Genomic DNA, 19,041 nt, shown 5'->3' with positions numbered 1-19,041 from the left:
TTTCGAGCGAAGTGGATACCGGTTCGCGTGAAGAAAACGCGTCAAAACAAGAATCTAGAGCCCCGTTCCGATTCCATCGGAACGGGAAAAGCTCTAGAGCACACGGAGCGCAGAACCGGCTCGGCCGGACCCTGCGCTCAGATCATCGCAGCGACGCGTTCCAGGCCGATCAGGCGCGCCAGCGAACGGACCTCGTTCTTCTGATCCTCGCGGAGCTGGAACAGCAGCGGCATCGCCGCCGACTTCAGCTGCTGGACCTCCTCGGAGTCCGGATCGATCGGTATGTTGCCCACGGCGGGATCGCCCTGGCGCTTGGCGTGGATCTTGCGGGCGACGGCGCGCAATGCGGTCTCGACCGCCGGCCAGTAATATTCCTGCGACGACGACAGCTTCAGCCGATCCTTGATGCCGGCGATCTGGGCGTCGCTCAGCAGCGCATAGGTTTTCTGCGGCGCCGGCTTGACCGCAGCCTTGGGCTTCGGCGGCGCGGGGGCGACCGGCGCGGGTGCGGGCTCGGCGATCTTCGGCTGCGCCGCATCGATGGGGTCGGTGATCTTCGGCAGGCCGATATCGGCGGGCTCGACGGAGGCATAGGCCTGCCGCACCGTATCGGTCGCGCCCGGAATCGCGGCTTGCGCCCGCAACAGGAGCGGAGACGGGTTGGCGGAAGGCTCAATCGGCTGGGGCGCCTCAAACGAGGCCGCGGCAAGCGTCGTGACCGCGAGCTTGTCCTGCTTGCTGGCACGGTTGGCGACCGGGCCAATGTCGGCCTGCGCCGCCGGCAGGCTGTCACGGCCCAAAATGGCTGTTATCGCGACGCCGGCGAGGAGGAAGCATGTCAGCGCGGCGAGGGTGATGGCTCTGGTCAAAAACTACTCCATTGCCGGCCGGTGTCACTGCAAACTGCGCGTGAAATGCGGCGGTACCGTGCCGTGACGACGCCAAATAGGTGAAATTGTCCCGAAACGGCCGGAAAATCAGGCCGCGGCATCAAGCTCATAGGCCTCCTGGATATCGGCGACGATCTCGTGCGCCGTCCAGAGCGCGCCGGGCTGGACCGTGTGCAGGCTGACCGTCCAGTTGGTGCGGCGTGTGCGCGGCGTGCTGACAATGTCGAATTCGACCTGACGGCACAGCGGATGCCGCTGCAGGGCGTAAAACACCCGGGTCCGGAGCTCGTCGAGCGTTGCCGGGGTCTTGGAGAGCGCCTCAAGGGCCATGTCGCATTCCCACAAACTGCCGGGCGGCCAGCCGTGGCGGCCCGTGACACTATTGTTGGGACTGGCATGGTTAATGCCGCGTTAAGCGGGCGAGCGGGATTTGAGCGGCTGCTGTTTCGCGGCGGATCAGGCGAGCCGCACCCGTCCGCTCGCCGCCTCATACTCCGCGATCGTCTGCGCCACGAGCTCGTCGACGCCAAGCACCCCGGTGACCCCGGAGGTGGAATGACCGCCGCTCCAGATATCGCGCCAGCGCTTCGGTCGGCTTTCGCGGGCGCCGATGTCGATGTCTTTGCCGATGTCGATCGCGCCGCGTGCCGGCAGGTCGTCGGGATCGAGACCGGCGGCCTCGATCGAGGGCCGCAGCATGTTGGTCTGCAGGCCGGTGAACGCCGTCGTGAGCAGGATGTCGTCGGCGGTGGAGTCGACCAGCATCTGCTTGTACCTGCCGTCCGCCATGCTCTCGCGCGTCGCGATGAACTTGGTGCCCATATAGGCGAGGTCGCAGCCGAGCGCCTCCGCGGCGCGGAGCGCGTGGCCGTCGCCGATGCCGCCGGCAAGCACGATCGGTCCATCGAAGAAGCCGCGTACCGCCCGGACGAACACGAACGGATTGAGCCAGCCGGTCTGCCCGCCGGCACCCGCAGTGAGCAGCACGAGCCCATCGGCGCCGACTGCTGCCGCGCGCTCGGCATGGCGGATCGAGGCGACGTCGGCGAAAACCAGCGCGCCGGCATCGTGCAGAGGACCAAGCACCGGCGCGGGCGAGCCGACCGAAGTGATCACAAGCTCCGGCTGGTGCCGCAGCAGCACGGCGAGATCCTCGGCCAGCCGTGTGTTGGAGCGATGCACGATCAGGTTCGGGCAGATCGGCGCCGCGACTCTGCCGCTGGCATCGGCATGCGCCTGCAGGCGGCGCGCGATGTCGCCGAGCCAGGCATCGAGCTGTTCCGTCTCACGGCAATTCACCGTCGGAAACGAACCGATCACGCCGTTGCGGCAGGCGGCTACCACCAGCTCGACACCGGAGACCAAGAACATTGGTGCTGCAATCAGCGGCAGCCGCAGGCGATCGCGAAAACGCGCGAGAAGATCGGCGGACAAGTTGTTTCTTCCCATCATCATTGTGTTAGCGTTGCCGCCAACATTGGCACGACAAAAGCCAAAGACAAAGGCGGGAGGGACAACGAGATGAGCAATCCGCTCTATGCATTTCCGGCAGTGTGCGAACAGACCTTGCGGGCGCTGGCGCGCTATCCGTCGCGCACCGCCTTCGCATGGCCGGGCGGCTCGCTCAGCTATCAGGGCGCGACCGACCTGATCGGACGAATGCAGGGCGTGTTCATGCGGCTCGGCTTTGCGCCTGGCACCCGCGTCGCGCTGCTCACCGCCAACCGCGCCGACAGCTGGTGCGCAGGCGTCGCCGCGCAATTGTCGCGGCTCGCGATCACCTGGCTGCATCCGCTGGGCTCGCTCGACGACCAGCTGTTCCAGATCGAGGATTCCGAAGCGCAGATGCTGGTCGTCGACGGCATCACGTTTCGCGATCGCGGCGGCGAGCTCGCGACGAAGGCACAGGGCCTCAAGACCGTGTTCACGCTCGGCCCGGCGGATTACGGCGCCGACCTGTTGCAGGTGGCCGAGGATGCCGGCAGCGCGAGCGCGAAGAGCTTCGCCCGCGAGGACGACATCTCGACCTTGAACTACACCGGCGGCACGACAGGCAAATCCAAGGGCGCGCTGCGCTATCACCGCGAATATGGCGGCTTCGCCGCCGCCATCCTCGCCGATTTCGAGATCCCGGAGACGCCACGCTATCTCACGGTGGCGCCGATCAGCCATGTCGCCGGCACCAAGGTGCTGCCGACCCTGATGCGCGGCGGCACCGTGCACATGCTGAAAGGGTTCGATCCGGAGGCCGTGTTCACGACCATCGCGCGCGAGAAGATCAACTTCACGCTGTTCGTGCCGACCATGATCTATGTGATGCTGGATCATCCCGCGCTCGACAAGACCGACCTCTCCTCGCTCGAACTCCTGCTCTACGGCGCGTCCGCGATGTCGCCGAGCCGGCTGGTCGAAGGCATCGAGCGGATCGGCCCGGTGTTCTCCCAGCTCTACGGCCAGACCGAGTGCTATCCGGTCTCGGTGCTGCGCAAGGCGGATCATGATCCGAAAACGCCGGACCTGTTTTTGTCCTGCGGCTTCCCGATCACCGCCTGCCAGGTCAAGATCCTCGATCAGGACGACCAGGAGGTCGCGGCCGGCGAGGCCGGCGAGATCTGCGTGCGCGCCACGCATGTGATGGCCGAATACTGGAAGCGGCCGGACATCACGGCGGAGACGCTGAAGAGCGGCTGGCTGCACACCGGCGACATCGCTCGCAAGGACGAGCGCGGCTACATGTTCATCCTCGACCGCAAGAAGGACATGATCGTCTCCGGCGGCTTCAACATTTTTCCGCGCGAAGTCGAAGATGTCTTGTCGCAACACGCCGACGTCGCGATGGTCGCCGTGGTCGGCGTGCCCGACGACAAATGGGGTGAGGCCGTCACCGCCGTCGTGGTCGCGCGCGAGGGCGCTGTGCCCGACGCCGACGAGCTGATCGGACTGGTGAAGGCGAAGAAGGGCTCGGCGCACGCGCCGAAGCAGATCCAGTTCGTCAAGGAGCTGCCGATGACCGGCGTCGGCAAGGTCGACAAGAAGGTGCTGAAGGCGCGCTTCTGGACCGGCCGCGACCGCATGGTGGGGTAGGATGCTCGCACGACCATTGCTGGTCCCGTCATCCCCGCGCAAAGGCTTCGCCTTTGTCGCTCGAGGTGCGCGCTCTCGCGCGCCTCGAAGGATGCACGGCCCCGATGTTTCTGCGCGCGCTATCTCCGCCTGCGGCACCAGCCGGGCCGGCGCCCTTCGAGGCTCGCTCCGCTCGCACCTCAGGGTGACGGAGAGAGAGTGGAAGGTGCGGCAAGATCGTCAGTGCCGGTCGCGGACGCACGCTGCTGCATCCCCTGCCCGAGCAACCGATCGAGCCGGTCGCGCAGCTGATCCTGGTGGTAGGGCTTGGCCAGCCGCGGCAGGTCGACCTGGGTGCCGTCGGGCAGTTCGGCATAGCCGGTGGCGAGCAGGACCAGGAGCTGCGGCCGCACCTTGCGCGAAGCCGCGGCGAGTTCGATGCCGGTCATGCCGGGCATCACGTGATCGGTCATCATCAGGTCGATCTCCTGGTCGCTCCTGAGGATCTCGAGCGCCTGCGGTCCGGAATTGACGCCGATCACGCGGTGACCGAGGTCCTCCAGCATTTCCATGGTGGACATCGCGATCAACGGATCATCGTCAACCAGCAGGATCACCGCCGAGCGCTTGACCGCCTGCGCCGCAGGCGCCGGGCTCTCGACTTCCGGCACCGCCGTTGCAACCGGCAGCACCAGCGCAGCCGTGGTGCCCTGGCCGACCGCGCTCGACAGCTGCAACTCGCCGCCGAGCTGCACGGCGAGCCCGTGCACCATCGACAGGCCGAGCCCGGTGCCCTTGCCCACCGGCTTCGACGAGAAGAACGGCTCGATCGCGCGCTTCAGCACATCCGGCGACATGCCGGTGCCGCTGTCGACTACCGAGAGCTTCAAATAGTCGCCAGGCTGCAGCGTCGGATCATTCTTCGCCTGCCAGGCCGCGAGGCGGATCTCGATCACGCCGCCATCCGGCATCGCGTCGCGCGCATTGATCGCAAGGTTGAGGACCGCAAGCTCGAGCTGGTTGCTGTCGACGCAGGCCAGCGGCAGCCCCTCGGGAATGTCGAGCCGCAGCATGATGCGCGGTCCGAGCGAGCGCTCGAGCAGATTGCTCATATCGCGCACCAGCGCGCCGAGATCGACCGGCACCGCGCGCAGATCCTGCTGCCGCGCGAATGCCAGCAGCCGCTGCGTCAACGACGCGCCGCGCTCGGCGCCCTGCAATGCGCCGTCGACCAGGCGACGCAGGCGCGGATCCTCCGGCATGCGCTTGCGCAGCAGATCGAGATTGCCCATCACCGCCATCAGCAGATTGTTGAAGTCGTGCGCGACGCCGCCGGTGAGCTGGCCGATCGCCTCCATCTTCTGCGCATGGCGTAGCTGTTCCTGCGCCCGCTCGCGCGCGGCGACCTCCTTCATCAGGTCGGCGGTGCGTTGCTCGACCCGCTGCTCCAGCGTCGCGGTGAGTTCGGCGAGTGCAGTGCGCTCGGCGGCAAGCTGCGCCAGCAACGCCTCGCGTTCGATCTCCGCGGTCTTGCGCGCGGTGATGTCGGAGCAGACGCCGACCAGCGAGCGGAGGACGCCGTCGGGCCGCCGCACCGCACGGGCGCGGACGTCGACCCAGTGCTCGGTGCCGTCGGGCCAGATGTTGCGGTATTCGATCCGATAATCCGAGCCGGTGCGCAACGTTTGTTCGACGATCTCGCTCCGGCGGGCGCGGTCGTCGGGATGCACCGCGTCCAAGAGATCCTGATAGGTGAAGGGATCGCCCGGCCTGCGCCCGAAATAGGTCTTGCAGGTCGGCGACGCCTCGAGCTCGAAATCCGGCAGATGAAGCTCGAGCGCGCCGAGATGACCGGCATTGAGCGCAGTCTGCAGCAGACCTTCGCTCTCGGTCAGATCCTCGAGGATCTGACGGGTCTGGTATTGGCGGCGGCGGCCGCGCACCGTCGCGGCGACCAGGCTTACCAGCGTGGTCGGATGAAACGGCCGCTCGATGAAGGTGACATTGCCGAGCGCCCGGCCGAGCCGCGCGGCTTCGGGATTGCGCTCGGATCCCCCCTTCTCGCTGATCAGCACGATAGGAAAGTCCGACCATGACGGCTGCTCGTTCAGCCAGTGCGTCAGGCCGGCGAGGTCGGCGGCCCTGATCACCTCGTCGGCAATGATGGCGAGGCCCGCCCCGTTTGCGATCTGGCGTTCGAGCTCGGCGAGGTCACCGCAGATGTTGGCGTAATAGCCGGCTTCCTTGATCAGGTGGGCAGTCTTGACGGCGTCCCGCTCGCTCGCGGCGAGGATGACCGCGCGTTCCGAGGACGGACCAGGCTTCATCGCGTCTGTCCCTGCGGCGGCCGGCCGTCGACACCGGCCGGCACATCACACAACCGCCGGACGGCCATGGCCACGATGCCGGCGGCGGGATCAATACGCATCATGGGACCCCCTAACGGGAGCGAAACTCGCACGTGCCGCTAACCGTTCCCGGGACGCGGAGTTATTTTTGCCGCAGGGGCAGTCGCTTGGGACTGCTCCTCGGCCGTGGCCGCAGGATCAACGAGCGCGTCCTAGCGCCGTTCGATGACCAGGCTCTGGACCGCCTGGCCGAAATAGCCGCGCTGATCGGCGAGCCGCGACATCGCAAGCCCGGCGCCGTCGGACCCGATCCAGGACTGGCCATCGAGCAGGATCCAGTCGCCGACCGGCTCGCGCGCGAGACTCACCGAGAGATCGGCGTTGATGAAGGTCCATTGGTCGAAATCGAGCGCCGGCGAGGTGCCGTTGGAGAAATCCGAGGCAACCACTGCCCGCATCGCCTGCGAGACGGCGGCGCCCGCAATCAGCGGGCGGTCGACGCGGAACCAGATCGCGCCGGGTCCTACCACGCCGAAGCGACCGCGCGCGGCCCGCATCGAGATGCATTTCACGAACGGACTGTTCGCAAGGTTGCCCGGCTCGATCATACTTTCGTCGGGGCCCGGCAGATCGACCGCAAGCGCGGCGACGTCAGGCGGCAATTCGGCCACCTGCTGCTTGATCTTCAGCACGCTGGCCGAAACGACCACGACACCGTCGGCGAGCAGCCTGACGCCGCAGAGCTGGATCTTGCGGCCGTCGCGCAGGATCTCGCTCGAGACCGTCAGCGGCGCCACCGGCACCGGGCGCATCAGATCGATGGTGACGCGCGCGATCCGCATCGGCACCGGCGTCGGAAGGGCCTCGGCCGCCCACACCACCAGCGCCGCCGGCGCGGAGCCATGCTGCATCCGCGGGTCCCAAGGACCCGCAGCGTCAGGACTAGTGACGACGCGGTCGCCGTCGACGCGAAAGATCGGCTCCATCAGGCAAGCGCCGGATCGATCGCGTCCTCATACTCTTTCCTGAACCGGGCGATCAGCTCGGCTGCAGGCACCACCTTGGAGATGCTGCCGACGCCCTGGCCCGAGCCCCAGATCTCCTTCCAGGCCTTCGGCTTGGCGCGCTCGCCGGATGCATCGGTGCCGAAGCTCATCTTCGAGGGATCGGAGGTCGGCAGGTTTTCCGGATCCATGCCGGCCGCGACGATCGACGGCTTCAAATAATTGCCGTGCACGCCGGTGAACAGGTTGGAGTAGACGATGTCCTCGGCGGACGAATTGGTGATCATGCTCTTGTAGCCCTCGACCGCGTTCGCCTCCTTGGTCGCGATGAAGGCCGAGCCGATATAGGCGAAGTCGGCACCGATGATGCGGGCCGCGCGGATGGCGCGGCCGTTGGAGATGGTGCCCGACAGCGCGATCGGCCCGTCGAACCACTGCCGCGTCTCCGACACGAACGGGAACGGCGACAGCGTGCCGGCATGACCGCCAGCGCCGGCCGCGACCAGGATCAGGCCGTCGGCGCCCTTCTCGATCGCCTTGTGCGCGAACTTCTGGTTGATCACGTCGTGGAAGACGATGCCGCCCCAGCCATGGACCGCCTGGTTGAGCTCCTCGCGCGCGCCGAGCGAGGAGATGATCATCGGCACCTTGTGCTTCTCGCAAAGCGCCATGTCGTGATCGAGCCGGTTGTTCGATTTGTGCACGATCTGGTTCACCGCGAACGGCGCCGACGGCCGCTCCGGATGCGCCTTGTCATAGGCGGCGAGCTCTTCCTTGATCCGGTACAGCCATTCGTCGAGCAGCTCCGGCGGCCGCGCGTTCAACGCCGGAAACGAGCCGACCACGCCGGCCTTGCACTGCGCGATAACGAGGTCGGGCACGGAGATGATGAACAGCGGCGCCCCGATCACGGGAAGAGACAGGCGGCCCTTGAACAGAGCAGGCATGGACATTGGAAGCGGATCCTCAAGTGTTTGGTCGTTGGTTGGTCTCGAATGCTGATCGTCATACCAACAAGGCAATCTTTCCAGTGTCAAGGATTGCGTTTTGGCGCTGCAAAAAGGATGACAATTCCTCATCCTGAAACCGTGTTTTTGCAGACGCCTGGCATCCCAGACGCAAAGCCTGGCTGCCGCTATTGGCAGACGGCCCGTGTCACGAAATTTTCCGTCCTGCAGTCGTTCGGGCCGCGCTTGTGGCCCGGCAGATAGACCAGAGGCGAGCATTTCTCGGAGGCGTCGGTGTCGATGCCCTTGCCTTCCCGAAACCCCTTGCTCTGGCACAGCCGGTCGGCGCCGATCTTGCAGTCCGGCGCACCGTTCGAGGCCACCACGCAGGCCGCGCGTCCGGTCACCACCGTCGAGGGGCGCGCGATGTTCGACAGGTCGTTGATGGTCTCGCCGGGGCTCTTCAGCGGCGGCAACGCCGATTTCGACTTCTCGAACAGCTTTCCGATTTCGTTGATCAGCCCGGGATTCTCGCGCTCGACCGGCGCCGGCGGCAGCTCGATCTGTTGCTGCTGAGGCGGGACCGGCTGCTGCGCCGGCGACTGCACGCCAAGCGCCGGTGGCGCTGTCTGAGCCCAGCTGCTGTCGAGGGTCATCAGTGTCATCGACAGCGCAAGACCCGAAAGCACAAGACCCGCCAGCGCAATGCGCGCCTTTGCGCGCGTCAGCCTGACGAGCGTGAGCCCGGCAGGATCGAGCAGGTCCGCGATTCCATCAGCCATCGCGGCAAGCGTAACCCGAAGCCGCGCGCAGGCAAAGCCGCAAGCGGTCCGTCGCTAGATCAGCTTGAATGCGACAACAAAGCCCAGCACCAGCACGATCGCGCCGATCGCGACCCACAGGCCGAGCCGCTTCTCGAGCTCGGCGCGGATGAAATCGCCATAGCGGTTGAGCAGCACCGCGACGAAGAAGAAGCGGCCGCCGCGCGCGACGATCGAGCACAGGATGAACAGCCAGATGTTGTAGCCGGCAAAGCCCGAGGTGATCGTCACGAGCTTGTAGGGGATCGGCGTCAGTCCCTTCAGCAGGATGATCACGGCGCCCCATTCGGCGTAGGAGGCGCGGAACGCGTCGACCTTGTCGGAGAGGCCGTAGAGATGGATCAGCCACTGCCCGAGCGAGTCGTAGAGCAGCGCGCCGATCGCATAGCCGAGCACGCCGCCGGCAACCGACGCTGCCGTGCAGACCGCGGCGAACCACCACGCCCGCTTCGGCCGCGCCAGCGACATCGGCAGCAGCATGATGTCGGGAGGAATCGGAAAGAAGGAGCTCTCGGCGAAGGCGACCGCCGCGAGAATCCACAGTGCATAGGGCTTGTCGGCCGCCTCGACGCACCAGTCGTAAGTCCGTTTCAACATGGGCGCGATGAACCATCATGGAGCGGATTTGTCCATGCCGGGATTGAGCTGAATTTGGTTGATTTACGGCTACCGTTTGCGCAGCCGGTTCTCCAGCGCAACAATTCGGCGCCGAACCACCGGGACCGGCGCCGGTTTGGGCAACTTGACCGGCGACTTCGGCAGCTTCTCGGCGATCCCGAGCAGCCGTTCGCGCCGCTCCATCTCGCGCCAGACATCCTCCGGCTTCACGCCGGCCGACGCCCAGAGAACGGCGAGGTTGTAGAACAGGTCGGCGCTTTCGCGAATGACGGCATCCGACTTGCCGCTGACGGCGTCGATCACGACTTCGATCGCTTCCTCGGCGAGCTTCTTGGCCATCTTGGCCGGGCCGCGCTGGAACAGCCGTGCCGTGCGCGACGTAGCCGGATCAAGATCCTTGGCCGCGATCACCGCCTGGTAAAGCCGCTCGATCGAATCACTCATGCTTCGAGCCTAGTCGAAACGCGTCGCCAGCGTGTTAACGGCGACGACGAAAAAATCCACCGGCCGGCGGCCGGTGGATCGGATGCTTTGTGACAGTTCCGAGAACCGCCGACGGCGGTCAGTACGGCTGATACGGCAGTTGCGACCGCCGCCCGTAATAGCCGCGGTAACCATAGTACGGTCCGCCGCCATAATAGACCGGGCCGCCACCATAGTAGGCGGGACCACCGTAGTAGCCCGGGCCACCATAGTAGCCGTAGGAGTCGTAATAGTCGCGGCGGCTCTGGGCAGCGGCGATCGCGAGGCCCGTGCCGACGATCCCGGCGAACGCAGCCGCAGCCGCTGCGCCACCGCCGCCATAGTAGCGACGGCGGGCACTGATGTCGGTTGCGCCGCTCGTGCCTTGTGACGTCGTCACAGCGGTCACCTTGCCTGTCTGAGCAGAGCCTGCGAACGCCATCGTCGGCTCGACGGCCGTCAACGCCACCGCGGCAACCGTTGCCAATGTGGCTGCGCGGCCAATGGACGAAAAAACACCTTTTCGCGCAAACATTGCAGTCATCCTTTGTGGAAGCCGGCCCGACGGGCCTTGGTTAGCTAACCCACTGCCTCCAGATTAGGTTCCCCAAACCGAATGCAAGCTGAACGACCTGGGGTGAAAACATGGCAAGCCGAAGCCTGGCAGTCATCGACCGTTCACCTTGCCTGGGGCAAAATGCCTGCAAATAACGCTTGAAATTGACGCTTGCTCTGGCGCATTCGATGTCATGAAGCAGGCGCGCCGGCGCGGCACTTTGTCTCGCCTCCCGGATGTCATGATGCAGGTAAGTCGGACCACCGTTCTCCGCTGGATACTGGCCGGCATGATCGGCCTTTCGGGCGGCGTGTGGCCGGCGTTGACGCCGCTGCGCGCCAGCGATCTGCCGCCGCCGCTCACCATCCAGTTCACGCTCGACCGTCCGCTTGATGCCGCCGCAGCGCCATTCGTGATGGCGTCGACCGGCGGCCTGTTCAGCGCCGAGGGCCTTGCGGTCGGCACCAACGTCGCGACCAGCTCGGCGGATGCCATCGCGCGCGTCGCCGACGGCTCGAGCGATTTCGCCCTCGTCGACATCAACTCGCTGATCCGCTTTCGCGACAAGCCTGGTGCTGCGCCCGTCAAAGCGGTGTTCGTGCTGTTCAACCAGGCGCCTTATGCGATCATCGCGCGCAAGAGCCGTGGCATCCGGACATTGACCGACATGCAGGGCAAGAGCCTCGGCGTCGCCGACGGCGACCTCTCGATCCGGCTGTGGCCCGCGGTCGCGAAGCAGAACGGCATCAAGCTGTCGAGCGTGAAGCAGAGCACGATCAGCGCCGCGGTGCGCGAGCCGATGCTCTCCGCCGGCCAGGTCGATGCCGTCACCGGCTTCTCCTATCTCTCGGCGATCAACCTGCGCGATCGCGGCGTGCCCGCCGACGATCTCGCGGTGCTGCGCTTCGCCGACTATGGCTGCGAGGCCTACGGCTTTGCCGTGATCGTCAGCCCGCACCTTGCCGCCGCGAAGCCGGATGCGGTGAAAGGGTTCGTGCGCGCGGCGATCGGCGGCACCAACCTCGCGGTCAAGGATCCGGCCCGCGCCGCCGGCGAGGTCGCGAGCCGGATGGATGGCGGCTCGCGCGATCTGGAGCTGGAGCGGCTGAACGCCATCATCCGCGACAACATCCTGACCAGCGAGGTGAAGCGCGACGGCATCGGCGGCATCGAGGCGGAGCGCTTCGAGCGCTCGGTCGACCAGCTCGCGGAGGACTTCAAATTCCAGAAGCGGCCGCACGCCGCCGACATCTTCGACGAGGCTTTCCTGCCGCCGATCGACAGCCGCCTGGTGAATTGAGAGCATGCGAATGCATGACTGACGAGCGGCACCAAATGTTCAGCGTCGTCCTGGCGAAAGCCAGGACTCATTACCCCAGCCGTTTGTTGTTGCGCGACGCTGGGGCCACTATCCCGCTCCCAATCAAATTCGGTGGCTATGGGTCCTGGCTTTCGCCAGGACGACGGCGTAGGGAGCCGCTCGCCACAATCACCCTCACCCTGAGCATGACGCGCTGTCACCGCTGGCCCTGCATCGCGAACCCTGATTAAATTGTATCCCGCCTGATCGGGCGCCCACCGATTGCGAGTCCTGCCGGCATGTCCATGCTTCGCCTCTATACCCGCGTCCTCGAACTGCTCGGCAAGGAGGCGCGGCTCGGCTGGATCCTGGCCATTGCCAACGTGCTGCTCGCCGGCGCGCAATTCGCCGAGCCGGTGCTGTTCGGCAAGATCGTCGACGTGCTGTCGGGCCGGCCGGTCACCGGACTGTTCGCGACCTCCTCGGCATGGCCGCTGCTCGTCGCCTGGGCGGCGTTCGGCCTGTTCACGATCGGCTGCAGTGCGATCGTGGCGCTGCAGGCAGACCGGCTGGCGCACCGCCAGCGCCAGGCGGTGCTGACCGATTATTTCGAGCACATCCTGCAGCTGCCGCTGACCTTCCATTCCGGCACCCATTCCGGGCGGCTGATGAAGGTGATGCTGAACGGCACCGACGCGCTGTGGCGGCTCTGGCTCGGCTTCTTCCGCGAGCATTTCGCCGCGATCATGTCGCTGATCGTGCTGCTGCCGCTTTCGCTCTACATCAACTGGCGGCTGGCGCTCCTGCTGTTCGGGCTCTGCGTCGTGTTCACCGTGCTGACCACGCTGGTGGTGCGCAAGACCTACGGCATGCAGAGCGAGGTCGAGGCCTATTACAGCGACCTCTCGGCGCGCGCCTCGGACGCGCTCGGCAATGTCGCGCTGGTGCAGAGCTTCGTGCGGATCGATTCCGAGGTGCAGGGCCTGCGCTACGTCGCCGACAAGCTACTCGCGGTGCAGATGCCGGTGCTGTCATGGTGGGCGCTGGTCACCGTGATCACGCGCGCCTCAACCACGATCACGGTGCTCGCGATCTTCACCGTCGGCATCGCGCTACATAACCAGGACCTCACCACGGTCGGCGAGATCGTGATGTTCGTCTCGTTCGCCACCATGCTGATCCAGAAGCTCGAGCAGGTGGTGAGCTTCATCAACAACGTGTTCATGGAAGCGCCGCGCTTGCAGGAGTTCTTCGACGTGCTCGATGCGGTGCCGGCGGTGCGCGACCGGCCCGGCGCGGTCGATCCCGGACGGCTGTCCGGCCTCGTCGAGTTCGACGACGTCTCGTTCTCCTATGACGGCAAGCGGCCGGCGATCGAGGATCTCAGCTTCACCGCCTTGCCGGGCCAGACCATCGCGCTGGTCGGCTCGACCGGCGCCGGCAAATCCACGGCGATCGCGCTGCTGCATCGCGCGTTCGATCCGCAATCGGGCATCATCAGGATCGACGGTATGGACATACGCGCGCTGAAGCTGACGGCGCTGCGGCGAAACATCGGCGTGGTGTTCCAGGAGGCGCTGCTGTTCAACCGCTCGCTCGCCGACAATCTGCGCGTCGGCAAGCCCGACGCGACCGATGAGGAGCTGCGCACCGCCGCGGCGCGCGCACAGGCGCTGGATTTCATCGAGCGCAGCGAAAAGAAATTCGATACCCATGCCGGCGAGCGCGGCCGCATGCTGTCCGGCGGCGAACGCCAGCGGCTGTCGATCGCGCGTGCGCTGCTGAAGGATCCGCCGATCCTGATCCTCGACGAGGCCACCAGCGCACTCGACGCCGTCACCGAGGCCAAGGTGAATGCCGCTCTCGATGAAGTGATGAAGGGCCGTACCACCTTCGTGATCGCGCACCGCCTCTCCACCATCCGCCACGCCACCCGCATCCTGCTGTTCGACCAGGGGCGGGTGATCGAAAGCGGAACTTTCGATGAACTGGTGGCGAAAGGCGGGCGTTTTGCCGAGCTCGCGCGGGCCCAGTTCATGGTCCAGGAACAGGCGCGCGCCGGCATCGAGACACCATAATTCTCGCCTTTCCAATTGAGGCGGCTGCCGAAATTCAGCCGATTTCGTCCACGATATAATTCACCGGCCTCTGTTCTCTGCTGGCAAGCCGGTATAGGGTTTGCATTGCCGCAATGCGGCGCCGGACACGCTTGAAACCCGTACGTCACAATCGCAAGACCTCCTTTTTTCAAGGCGGGTCTCAAAGGACCGGAACCGGATTCGTGCACCTTCCTCGCCCGTCATTGAAATGGATTCTGGCCGTCGCGATGCTCGCCGTCGCCACGCCCCAAATGGCGCAAGCCGAGGCGCTGCTTGTCGTCGAGGCCGATTCCGGAAAGGTGCTGCAGGCCGATAATGCGACGATGCCGTGGTACCCGGCCTCGCTCAGCAAGATGATGACGGCCTATGTGACGTTGAAGGCGGTCAAGGATGGCCGCGTCTCGCTCGACACGCTGCTCACGGTGTCGCCGACCGCGTCGTCGCAGTCGCCATCGAAGATGGGCTTCCGGCCCGGCACCCAGGTCACCGTCGACAACGCCCTGAAGATGATGCTGGTGAAGTCGGCCAACGACATGGCCGTGGTGCTGGCCGAGGGCCTCGGCGGTTCGATCGACGGCTTTGCCGGGATGATGAACCAGACCGCGCAAAAGCTCGGCATGACGCAAACCAGCTACGTCAATCCGAACGGCCTGCCGGCCGACGGCCAGATCACCTCGGCGCGCGACATGGCGATCCTCGCCCGCGCGATCATCCGCGACCTGCCGGAATACGAGTATTTCGTCCACATCCCCTCGATCCGCTTCGGCCGCCGCATCACCCAGAACTTCAACAAGCTGATCGGCCGCTATCCCGGCGCCGATGGCTTCAAGACCGGCTTCATCTGCGCCTCCGGCTACAATCTCGTGGCATCGGCGACGCGCGACGGCAAACGGCTGATCGCCGTGGTGCTCGGCGCCTCGTCGGGCCGCATGCGCGCGATCCGCGCCGCGCAGCTCCTGGATCGCGGCTTTGCCAATAACGGGCTGGCGTGGCTGCGGCCCTCGCTCGGCACCGTCGACAATCTGGTGCCGATCGATTCCACGCCGCCGAACCTGCGCGAGGAGATGTGCGGCCCCAAGCACAAGCGGCCCGCCAGCGACGAGGACGCAGAAGACACCGTCGCCAGTGCCGGAAGCTCCAGCACCAACGGCGACGGCGGCGTCAGCTTCTTCGCCTCGGGCCTGCAGGCCGCGATGCCGACCAAGCCGGCCGACATGCTGGCGCAGCCCGCTGCGGCCTCCGAACCGGTCGTGGTTTATACGGGGCCGACCAAGACCGGGGCTGCGTTGATCGCTGCGGTCGAGGCCGACACCGAGAAGATGCAGCCGGTCAAGCGGGCCAAGGGCAAGCACGGCCGCGTCGCGGGCAAGAAGCCCGATGCGACCGATGACGCGAAGGCCGACACCAAAAGCGCCTCCAAGTCGGACAACAAGCCGGCAGCCAAGCCCGTGCGTCACGCCAACGCCAAGCCGGATGCCGCAGCTGCGAAGACGGCCGCGGACAAGCCCGCCGCCGCAAAGCCTGCCGCCACAAAGCCTGCCGGCAAGCCGGCGGCGGCAAAGCCGGCTGCCAAGCCCAAGACTGCGGCCGACAAACCCAAGGCTGGCGACAAGCCGAAAGCCGACGCCAAGCCGGCCGGCTAGCAGGGCGCTCGCCCGTCATTTCCTCTAATGCGTCGATAACGCGCAGCGGCTTGCCATTGGCCGCGGCATCGCTCAATACTGCCTGAAATAATGCGGCCAAAGGTCGGAAAACCCGGAAGCAATCCGGGACATCAGCCAAATTTGAGAGAGGGGATTGACCATCATGGAGCGCATCTGGCTCAAGCATTATCCGGCCGGCGTGCCCGCCGATATCGACGTCACGCAATATTCGTCGCTGGTCGAACTGCTCGAAGAGAGCTTCAAGAAATTCGCCGATCGCAAGGCGTTCATCTGCATGGACAAGGCGATCACCTATCGCGAGCTCGACGAGATGTCGGCGGCGCTCGGCGCCTACCTGCAGAGCAAGGGCCTGCAGAGGGGCGCGCGGGTCGCGCTGATGATGCCGAACGTGCTGCAATACCCGGTCGCGACCGCGGCCGTGCTGCGCGCCGGCTTTGCCGTGGTCAACGTCAATCCGCTCTACACCCCGCGCGAGCTCGAGCACCAGCTGAAGGATTCCGGCGCGGAGGCGATCATCGTGCTGGAGAACTTTGCCACCACCGTACAGAAGGTGCTTCCCAATTCCGCGGTCAAGCACGTCATCGTCGGCAGCATGGGCGACCTGCTCGGCCTCAAGGGCGTGATCGTCAATCTGGTGGTGCGCCGGGTGAAGAAGATGGTGCCGGCCTGGTCGATCCCCGGCGCCGTCGGCTTCAACGAGGCGCTGTCAGCCGGCCGCGGCCTGAAGCTCAACAAGCCCGCGCTGACGCTCGATGACGTCGCCTTCCTGCAATATACCGGCGGCACCACCGGCGTCTCCAAGGGCGCCACCCTGCTCCACCGCAACATCCTGGCCAATGTGCTGCAGAACGACGCCTGGCTGCAGCCGGCGCTGGCGAAACCGCCGATCGTCGAACAGATGGTCATCGTCTGCGCGCTGCCGCTCTATCACGTCTTCGCGCTCACCGCCTGCTATCTGCTGGGCATGCGGGCCGGCGGCACCAATCTGCTGATTCCGAATCCGCGCGACATGGCGGGCTTCGTCAAGGAACTGTCGAAGTACCAGGTCAGCTTCTTCCCGGCGGTCAACACCCTCTACAATGGCCTGCTGAACACGCCCGGATTCGACAAGCTCGACTTCTCCAAGCTGAAGATCGCCAACGGCGGCGGCATGGCGACGCAAAGGCCGGTCGCCGAGAAATGGTTGAAGGTCACGGGCATCTCGTTGTCGGAAGGCTATGGCCTGTCGGAGACGTCGCCGACCCTGACATGCAATCCTGCAACGATCGAGGAGTTCTCCGGGACGATCGGCCTTCCCGTCCCCTCGACCTGGCTCTCGATCCGCGACGATGACGGCAATGAGTTGCCGATCGGCGAGGCCGGCGAAATCTGCGCCAAGGGCCCGCAGGTGATGGCGGGCTACTGGAACAGGCCGGACGAGACCGCGCGCGTGATGACCGCGGACGGCTATTTCCGCACCGGCGACATCGGCGTGATGGACGAGAAGGGCTACACCAAGATCGTCGATCGCAAGAAGGACATGATCCTGGTCTCCGGCTTCAACGTCTATCCGAACGAGATCGAGGAAGTGATCGCAAGCCATCCGGGCGTGCTCGAATGCGCCGTGATCGGCGTGCCCGATGCGAAGTCCGGCGAAGCGGTGAAGGCCTTCGTGGTCAAGAAGGACCCGAACCTCACCGCCGAGGACATCATCAAGTTCAGCGCCACCCAGCTCACCGCCTACAAGGTGCCGAAGCAGATCGAGTTCAGGACCGACCTGCCGAAGACCAATGTCGGCAAGATCCTGCGCCGCGAGTTGCGCGACGAGAAGAAGGCCGCGGCTTAAGGCGTGAGTGGACTGACGTTCGATGTCTGACGCAAGCCTCGCGACGCCGGCTGACGTGCTTGGTTTCTGGCGGAATGCCGGCCGCGACCGCTGGTACAAGCACGACGACGCCTTCGATGCCGAGATCCGCAGCCGCTTCCTCGCCACCTGGCAGAAGGCGGCTGCCGGCGAATTGTCGTCATGGGAGGCGAGCGATCAGGGCGCGCTGGCGCTGACCATCGTGCTCGACCAGTTTCCGCGAAACCTGTTTCGCAACGACAGCAAGACCTTCTCCACCGACAAGCTGGCGCGCGAGGTTGCAAGCCGCGCCATCGACCGCGGCGTCGATGCGCGGACAGACCCCGTGCTGCGCGAATTCCTCTATCTGCCGTTCGAGCATTCGGAGGACCTCGCCGACCAGCAGCGCTGCGTGGCGCTGTTCCGGCAATATGACTGCCATCCCGACAACCTGAAATATGCCGAGGACCACGCCGACATCATCCGCCGGTTCGGCCGCTTCCCGCACCGGAATCGCGTGCTGGGCCGGCAGACCACGGCCGAGGAGAAAGCCTTTCTCGACGCCGGCGGGTTTTCCGGCTGATGACGGAACGGTGACGATGGTCGGGCATTGCCGTTCTTCGGCGAGCCCGTATTGTGCCGTGCTGTAGCCAGGTTTAAGACAGTTCCGCTTCACCGAGGGAGAACAACGATGACGATCAATGTTGGCGACAAGCTGCCGGAAGCCAAGTTTCGCGTGATGACCGCCGAGGGTCCGCAGGTCAAAACCACCGACGATATTTTCAAGGGCAAGAAGGTCGCCCTGTTCGCCGTGCCCGGCGCCTACACCGGCACCTGCCACAAGATGCATCTGCCGAGCATCTTCCTCAACGCCTATGCCATGAAGAACAAGGGCGTCGACACCATCGCGATCGTCTCGGTCAACGACGCCTTCGTGATGAACGCGTGGAAGCGCGACACCGACCAGCGCGACGAAGCAGTATTCCTCGCCGACGGCAATGCCGACTTCGCCAAGGCGATCGGCATGGAGCTCGACGCCTCCGGCAACGGCCTCGGCATCCGCTCGAAGCGCTACTCGATGCTGGTCGAGGACGGCGTGGTGAAGAAGCTCAACCTCGAGCCCGCCCCGGGCAAGGTCGAGGTCTCCGGCGGCGACACGCTGCTCGGGCAGCTCTGAGCCGACGCTTCTTCCCTTCTCCCCTTGTGGGAGAAGGTGGCGCGGATGCAATCCGCGCCGGATGAGGGGTCTCTATCCGCGGAGACAGACCCCTCACCCGTCCGCGATGCTGCGCATCGCGTCCACCCTCTCCCACAAGGGGAGAGGGAAAGATCGCCGAAATATCGGGAATCGTAGGATGGGTAGAGCGCAGCGAAACCCATCGCCTTGGTGCTGCGGAGCGGATGATGGGTTTCGCTGCGCTCTACCCATCCTACGCAGCCAACAAGC

Annotated in this window: 17 protein-coding genes; 7 read left to right on the top strand and 10 right to left on the bottom strand. The window is 65.5% G+C overall.

Annotation, left to right across the window (positions count from 1 at the left end; genetic code table 11):
- Window positions 1-137: 137 nt before the first annotated feature.
- The 3 genes from AC1VNY_RS04005 to AC1VNY_RS03995 all read right to left on the bottom strand — a co-directional run bounded on the left by AC1VNY_RS04005 (window position 138) and on the right by AC1VNY_RS03995 (window position 2,345).
- Complete coding sequence (locus AC1VNY_RS04005) at window positions 138-869, bottom strand: hypothetical protein (RefSeq protein WP_482404176.1); 732 nt, start codon at window positions 867-869, stop codon at window positions 138-140.
- A gap of 108 nt (window positions 870-977) precedes the next feature.
- Window positions 978-1,220: a hypothetical protein gene (locus AC1VNY_RS04000; protein ID WP_038386187.1), complete on the bottom strand. Its 243-nt coding sequence runs from the start codon at window positions 1,218-1,220 to the stop codon at window positions 978-980.
- A gap of 126 nt (window positions 1,221-1,346) precedes the next feature.
- On the bottom strand, window positions 1,347-2,345 hold the full coding sequence (locus AC1VNY_RS03995) for an NAD(P)H-dependent flavin oxidoreductase (protein ID WP_482404175.1): 999 nt from the start codon (window positions 2,343-2,345) through the stop codon (window positions 1,347-1,349).
- Window positions 2,346-2,411: 66 nt separating this feature from the next.
- Between AC1VNY_RS03995 and AC1VNY_RS03990 the strand changes: the two genes are divergently transcribed.
- A complete protein-coding gene (locus tag AC1VNY_RS03990) occupies window positions 2,412-3,974 on the top strand; it encodes an AMP-binding protein (protein ID WP_482404174.1) in 1,563 nt (520 codons plus the stop codon).
- Window positions 3,975-4,153: 179 nt separating this feature from the next.
- Here the strand turns inward: AC1VNY_RS03990 and AC1VNY_RS03985 are convergent, their stop codons facing one another.
- The 7 genes from AC1VNY_RS03985 to AC1VNY_RS03955 form a co-directional block, all read right to left on the bottom strand.
- Window positions 4,154-6,280: an ATP-binding protein gene (locus tag AC1VNY_RS03985; protein WP_482404173.1), complete on the bottom strand. Its 2,127-nt coding sequence runs from the start codon at window positions 6,278-6,280 to the stop codon at window positions 4,154-4,156.
- 233 nt (window positions 6,281-6,513) lie between these two features.
- Entirely contained in the window at window positions 6,514-7,287 is a 774-nt protein-coding gene (locus AC1VNY_RS03980) for a thioesterase family protein (protein ID WP_482404172.1), read from the bottom strand.
- The gene (locus tag AC1VNY_RS03975; protein ID WP_482404171.1) at window positions 7,287-8,258 is read right to left on the bottom strand and encodes an NAD(P)H-dependent flavin oxidoreductase; all 972 of its coding nucleotides are present in this window, start codon (window positions 8,256-8,258) and stop codon (window positions 7,287-7,289) included. Before AC1VNY_RS03975 ends, AC1VNY_RS03980 begins: the two co-directional genes overlap by 1 nt.
- Window positions 8,259-8,440: 182 nt before the next feature.
- Entirely contained in the window at window positions 8,441-9,034 is a 594-nt protein-coding gene (locus AC1VNY_RS03970; RefSeq protein ID WP_482404170.1) for a hypothetical protein, read from the bottom strand.
- 54 nt (window positions 9,035-9,088) lie between these two features.
- Window positions 9,089-9,670, bottom strand: coding sequence for a YqaA family protein (locus AC1VNY_RS03965; RefSeq protein WP_038386176.1), 582 nt, complete (start codon window positions 9,668-9,670; stop codon window positions 9,089-9,091).
- Between the two features lie 69 nt (window positions 9,671-9,739).
- Window positions 9,740-10,135, bottom strand: coding sequence for a phosphoribosyl-ATP diphosphatase (hisE, locus tag AC1VNY_RS03960; RefSeq protein WP_028342591.1), 396 nt, complete (start codon window positions 10,133-10,135; stop codon window positions 9,740-9,742).
- Window positions 10,136-10,253: 118 nt separating this feature from the next.
- Window positions 10,254-10,688, bottom strand: coding sequence for a hypothetical protein (locus tag AC1VNY_RS03955; protein WP_482404169.1), 435 nt, complete (start codon window positions 10,686-10,688; stop codon window positions 10,254-10,256).
- Between the two features lie 265 nt (window positions 10,689-10,953).
- Here AC1VNY_RS03955 and AC1VNY_RS03950 point away from each other — a divergent pair, with 265 nt between their 5' ends.
- From AC1VNY_RS03950 to AC1VNY_RS03925, 6 genes are all read left to right on the top strand, one after another.
- Window positions 10,954-12,009, top strand: a complete 1,056-nt coding sequence (locus AC1VNY_RS03950) for an ABC transporter substrate-binding protein (protein WP_028342593.1) — start codon at window positions 10,954-10,956, stop codon at window positions 12,007-12,009.
- A 299-nt stretch (window positions 12,010-12,308) separates the two neighbouring features.
- Complete coding sequence (locus AC1VNY_RS03945; RefSeq protein WP_028342594.1) at window positions 12,309-14,087, top strand: glucan ABC transporter ATP-binding protein/ permease; 1,779 nt, start codon at window positions 12,309-12,311, stop codon at window positions 14,085-14,087.
- 203 nt (window positions 14,088-14,290) lie between these two features.
- Window positions 14,291-15,751, top strand: a complete 1,461-nt coding sequence (locus tag AC1VNY_RS03940) for a D-alanyl-D-alanine carboxypeptidase family protein (RefSeq protein WP_482404168.1) — start codon at window positions 14,291-14,293, stop codon at window positions 15,749-15,751.
- Between the two features lie 163 nt (window positions 15,752-15,914).
- Entirely contained in the window at window positions 15,915-17,597 is a 1,683-nt protein-coding gene (locus AC1VNY_RS03935; protein WP_482404167.1) for a long-chain-fatty-acid--CoA ligase, read from the top strand.
- 22 nt (window positions 17,598-17,619) lie between these two features.
- Window positions 17,620-18,177, top strand: coding sequence for a DUF924 family protein (locus AC1VNY_RS03930; RefSeq protein WP_482404166.1), 558 nt, complete (start codon window positions 17,620-17,622; stop codon window positions 18,175-18,177).
- Window positions 18,178-18,285: 108 nt separating this feature from the next.
- Window positions 18,286-18,771, top strand: a complete 486-nt coding sequence (locus AC1VNY_RS03925; protein WP_018269652.1) for a peroxiredoxin — start codon at window positions 18,286-18,288, stop codon at window positions 18,769-18,771.
- Window positions 18,772-19,041 lie beyond the last annotated feature (270 nt).

The organism is Bradyrhizobium ferriligni, from assembly GCF_056837965.1.
Note: the sequence above shows the minus strand (reverse complement) of the source record. Positions and strands in the feature narration are given on the sequence as shown.

Coding starts and splice junctions, on each gene's coding strand:
- AC1VNY_RS03945 (WP_028342594.1), top strand. CDS start 12,309: ATGTCCATGCTTCGCCTCTATACCCGCGTCCTCGAACTGCTCGGCAAG.
- AC1VNY_RS03980 (WP_482404172.1), bottom strand. CDS start 7,287: ATGGAGCCGATCTTTCGCGTCGACGGCGACCGCGTCGTCACTAGTCCT.
- hisE (WP_028342591.1), bottom strand. CDS start 10,135: ATGAGTGATTCGATCGAGCGGCTTTACCAGGCGGTGATCGCGGCCAAG.
- AC1VNY_RS03995 (WP_482404175.1), bottom strand. CDS start 2,345: ATGATGATGGGAAGAAACAACTTGTCCGCCGATCTTCTCGCGCGTTTT.
- AC1VNY_RS04000 (WP_038386187.1), bottom strand. CDS start 1,220: ATGGCCCTTGAGGCGCTCTCCAAGACCCCGGCAACGCTCGACGAGCTC.
- AC1VNY_RS03930 (WP_482404166.1), top strand. CDS start 17,620: ATGTCTGACGCAAGCCTCGCGACGCCGGCTGACGTGCTTGGTTTCTGG.
- AC1VNY_RS03985 (WP_482404173.1), bottom strand. CDS start 6,280: ATGAAGCCTGGTCCGTCCTCGGAACGCGCGGTCATCCTCGCCGCGAGC.
- AC1VNY_RS03965 (WP_038386176.1), bottom strand. CDS start 9,670: ATGTTGAAACGGACTTACGACTGGTGCGTCGAGGCGGCCGACAAGCCC.
- AC1VNY_RS03950 (WP_028342593.1), top strand. CDS start 10,954: ATGCAGGTAAGTCGGACCACCGTTCTCCGCTGGATACTGGCCGGCATG.
- AC1VNY_RS03925 (WP_018269652.1), top strand. CDS start 18,286: ATGACGATCAATGTTGGCGACAAGCTGCCGGAAGCCAAGTTTCGCGTG.
- AC1VNY_RS03970 (WP_482404170.1), bottom strand. CDS start 9,034: ATGGCTGATGGAATCGCGGACCTGCTCGATCCTGCCGGGCTCACGCTC.
- AC1VNY_RS03975 (WP_482404171.1), bottom strand. CDS start 8,258: ATGTCCATGCCTGCTCTGTTCAAGGGCCGCCTGTCTCTTCCCGTGATC.
- AC1VNY_RS03990 (WP_482404174.1), top strand. CDS start 2,412: ATGAGCAATCCGCTCTATGCATTTCCGGCAGTGTGCGAACAGACCTTG.
- AC1VNY_RS03955 (WP_482404169.1), bottom strand. CDS start 10,688: ATGTTTGCGCGAAAAGGTGTTTTTTCGTCCATTGGCCGCGCAGCCACA.
- AC1VNY_RS03935 (WP_482404167.1), top strand. CDS start 15,915: ATGGAGCGCATCTGGCTCAAGCATTATCCGGCCGGCGTGCCCGCCGAT.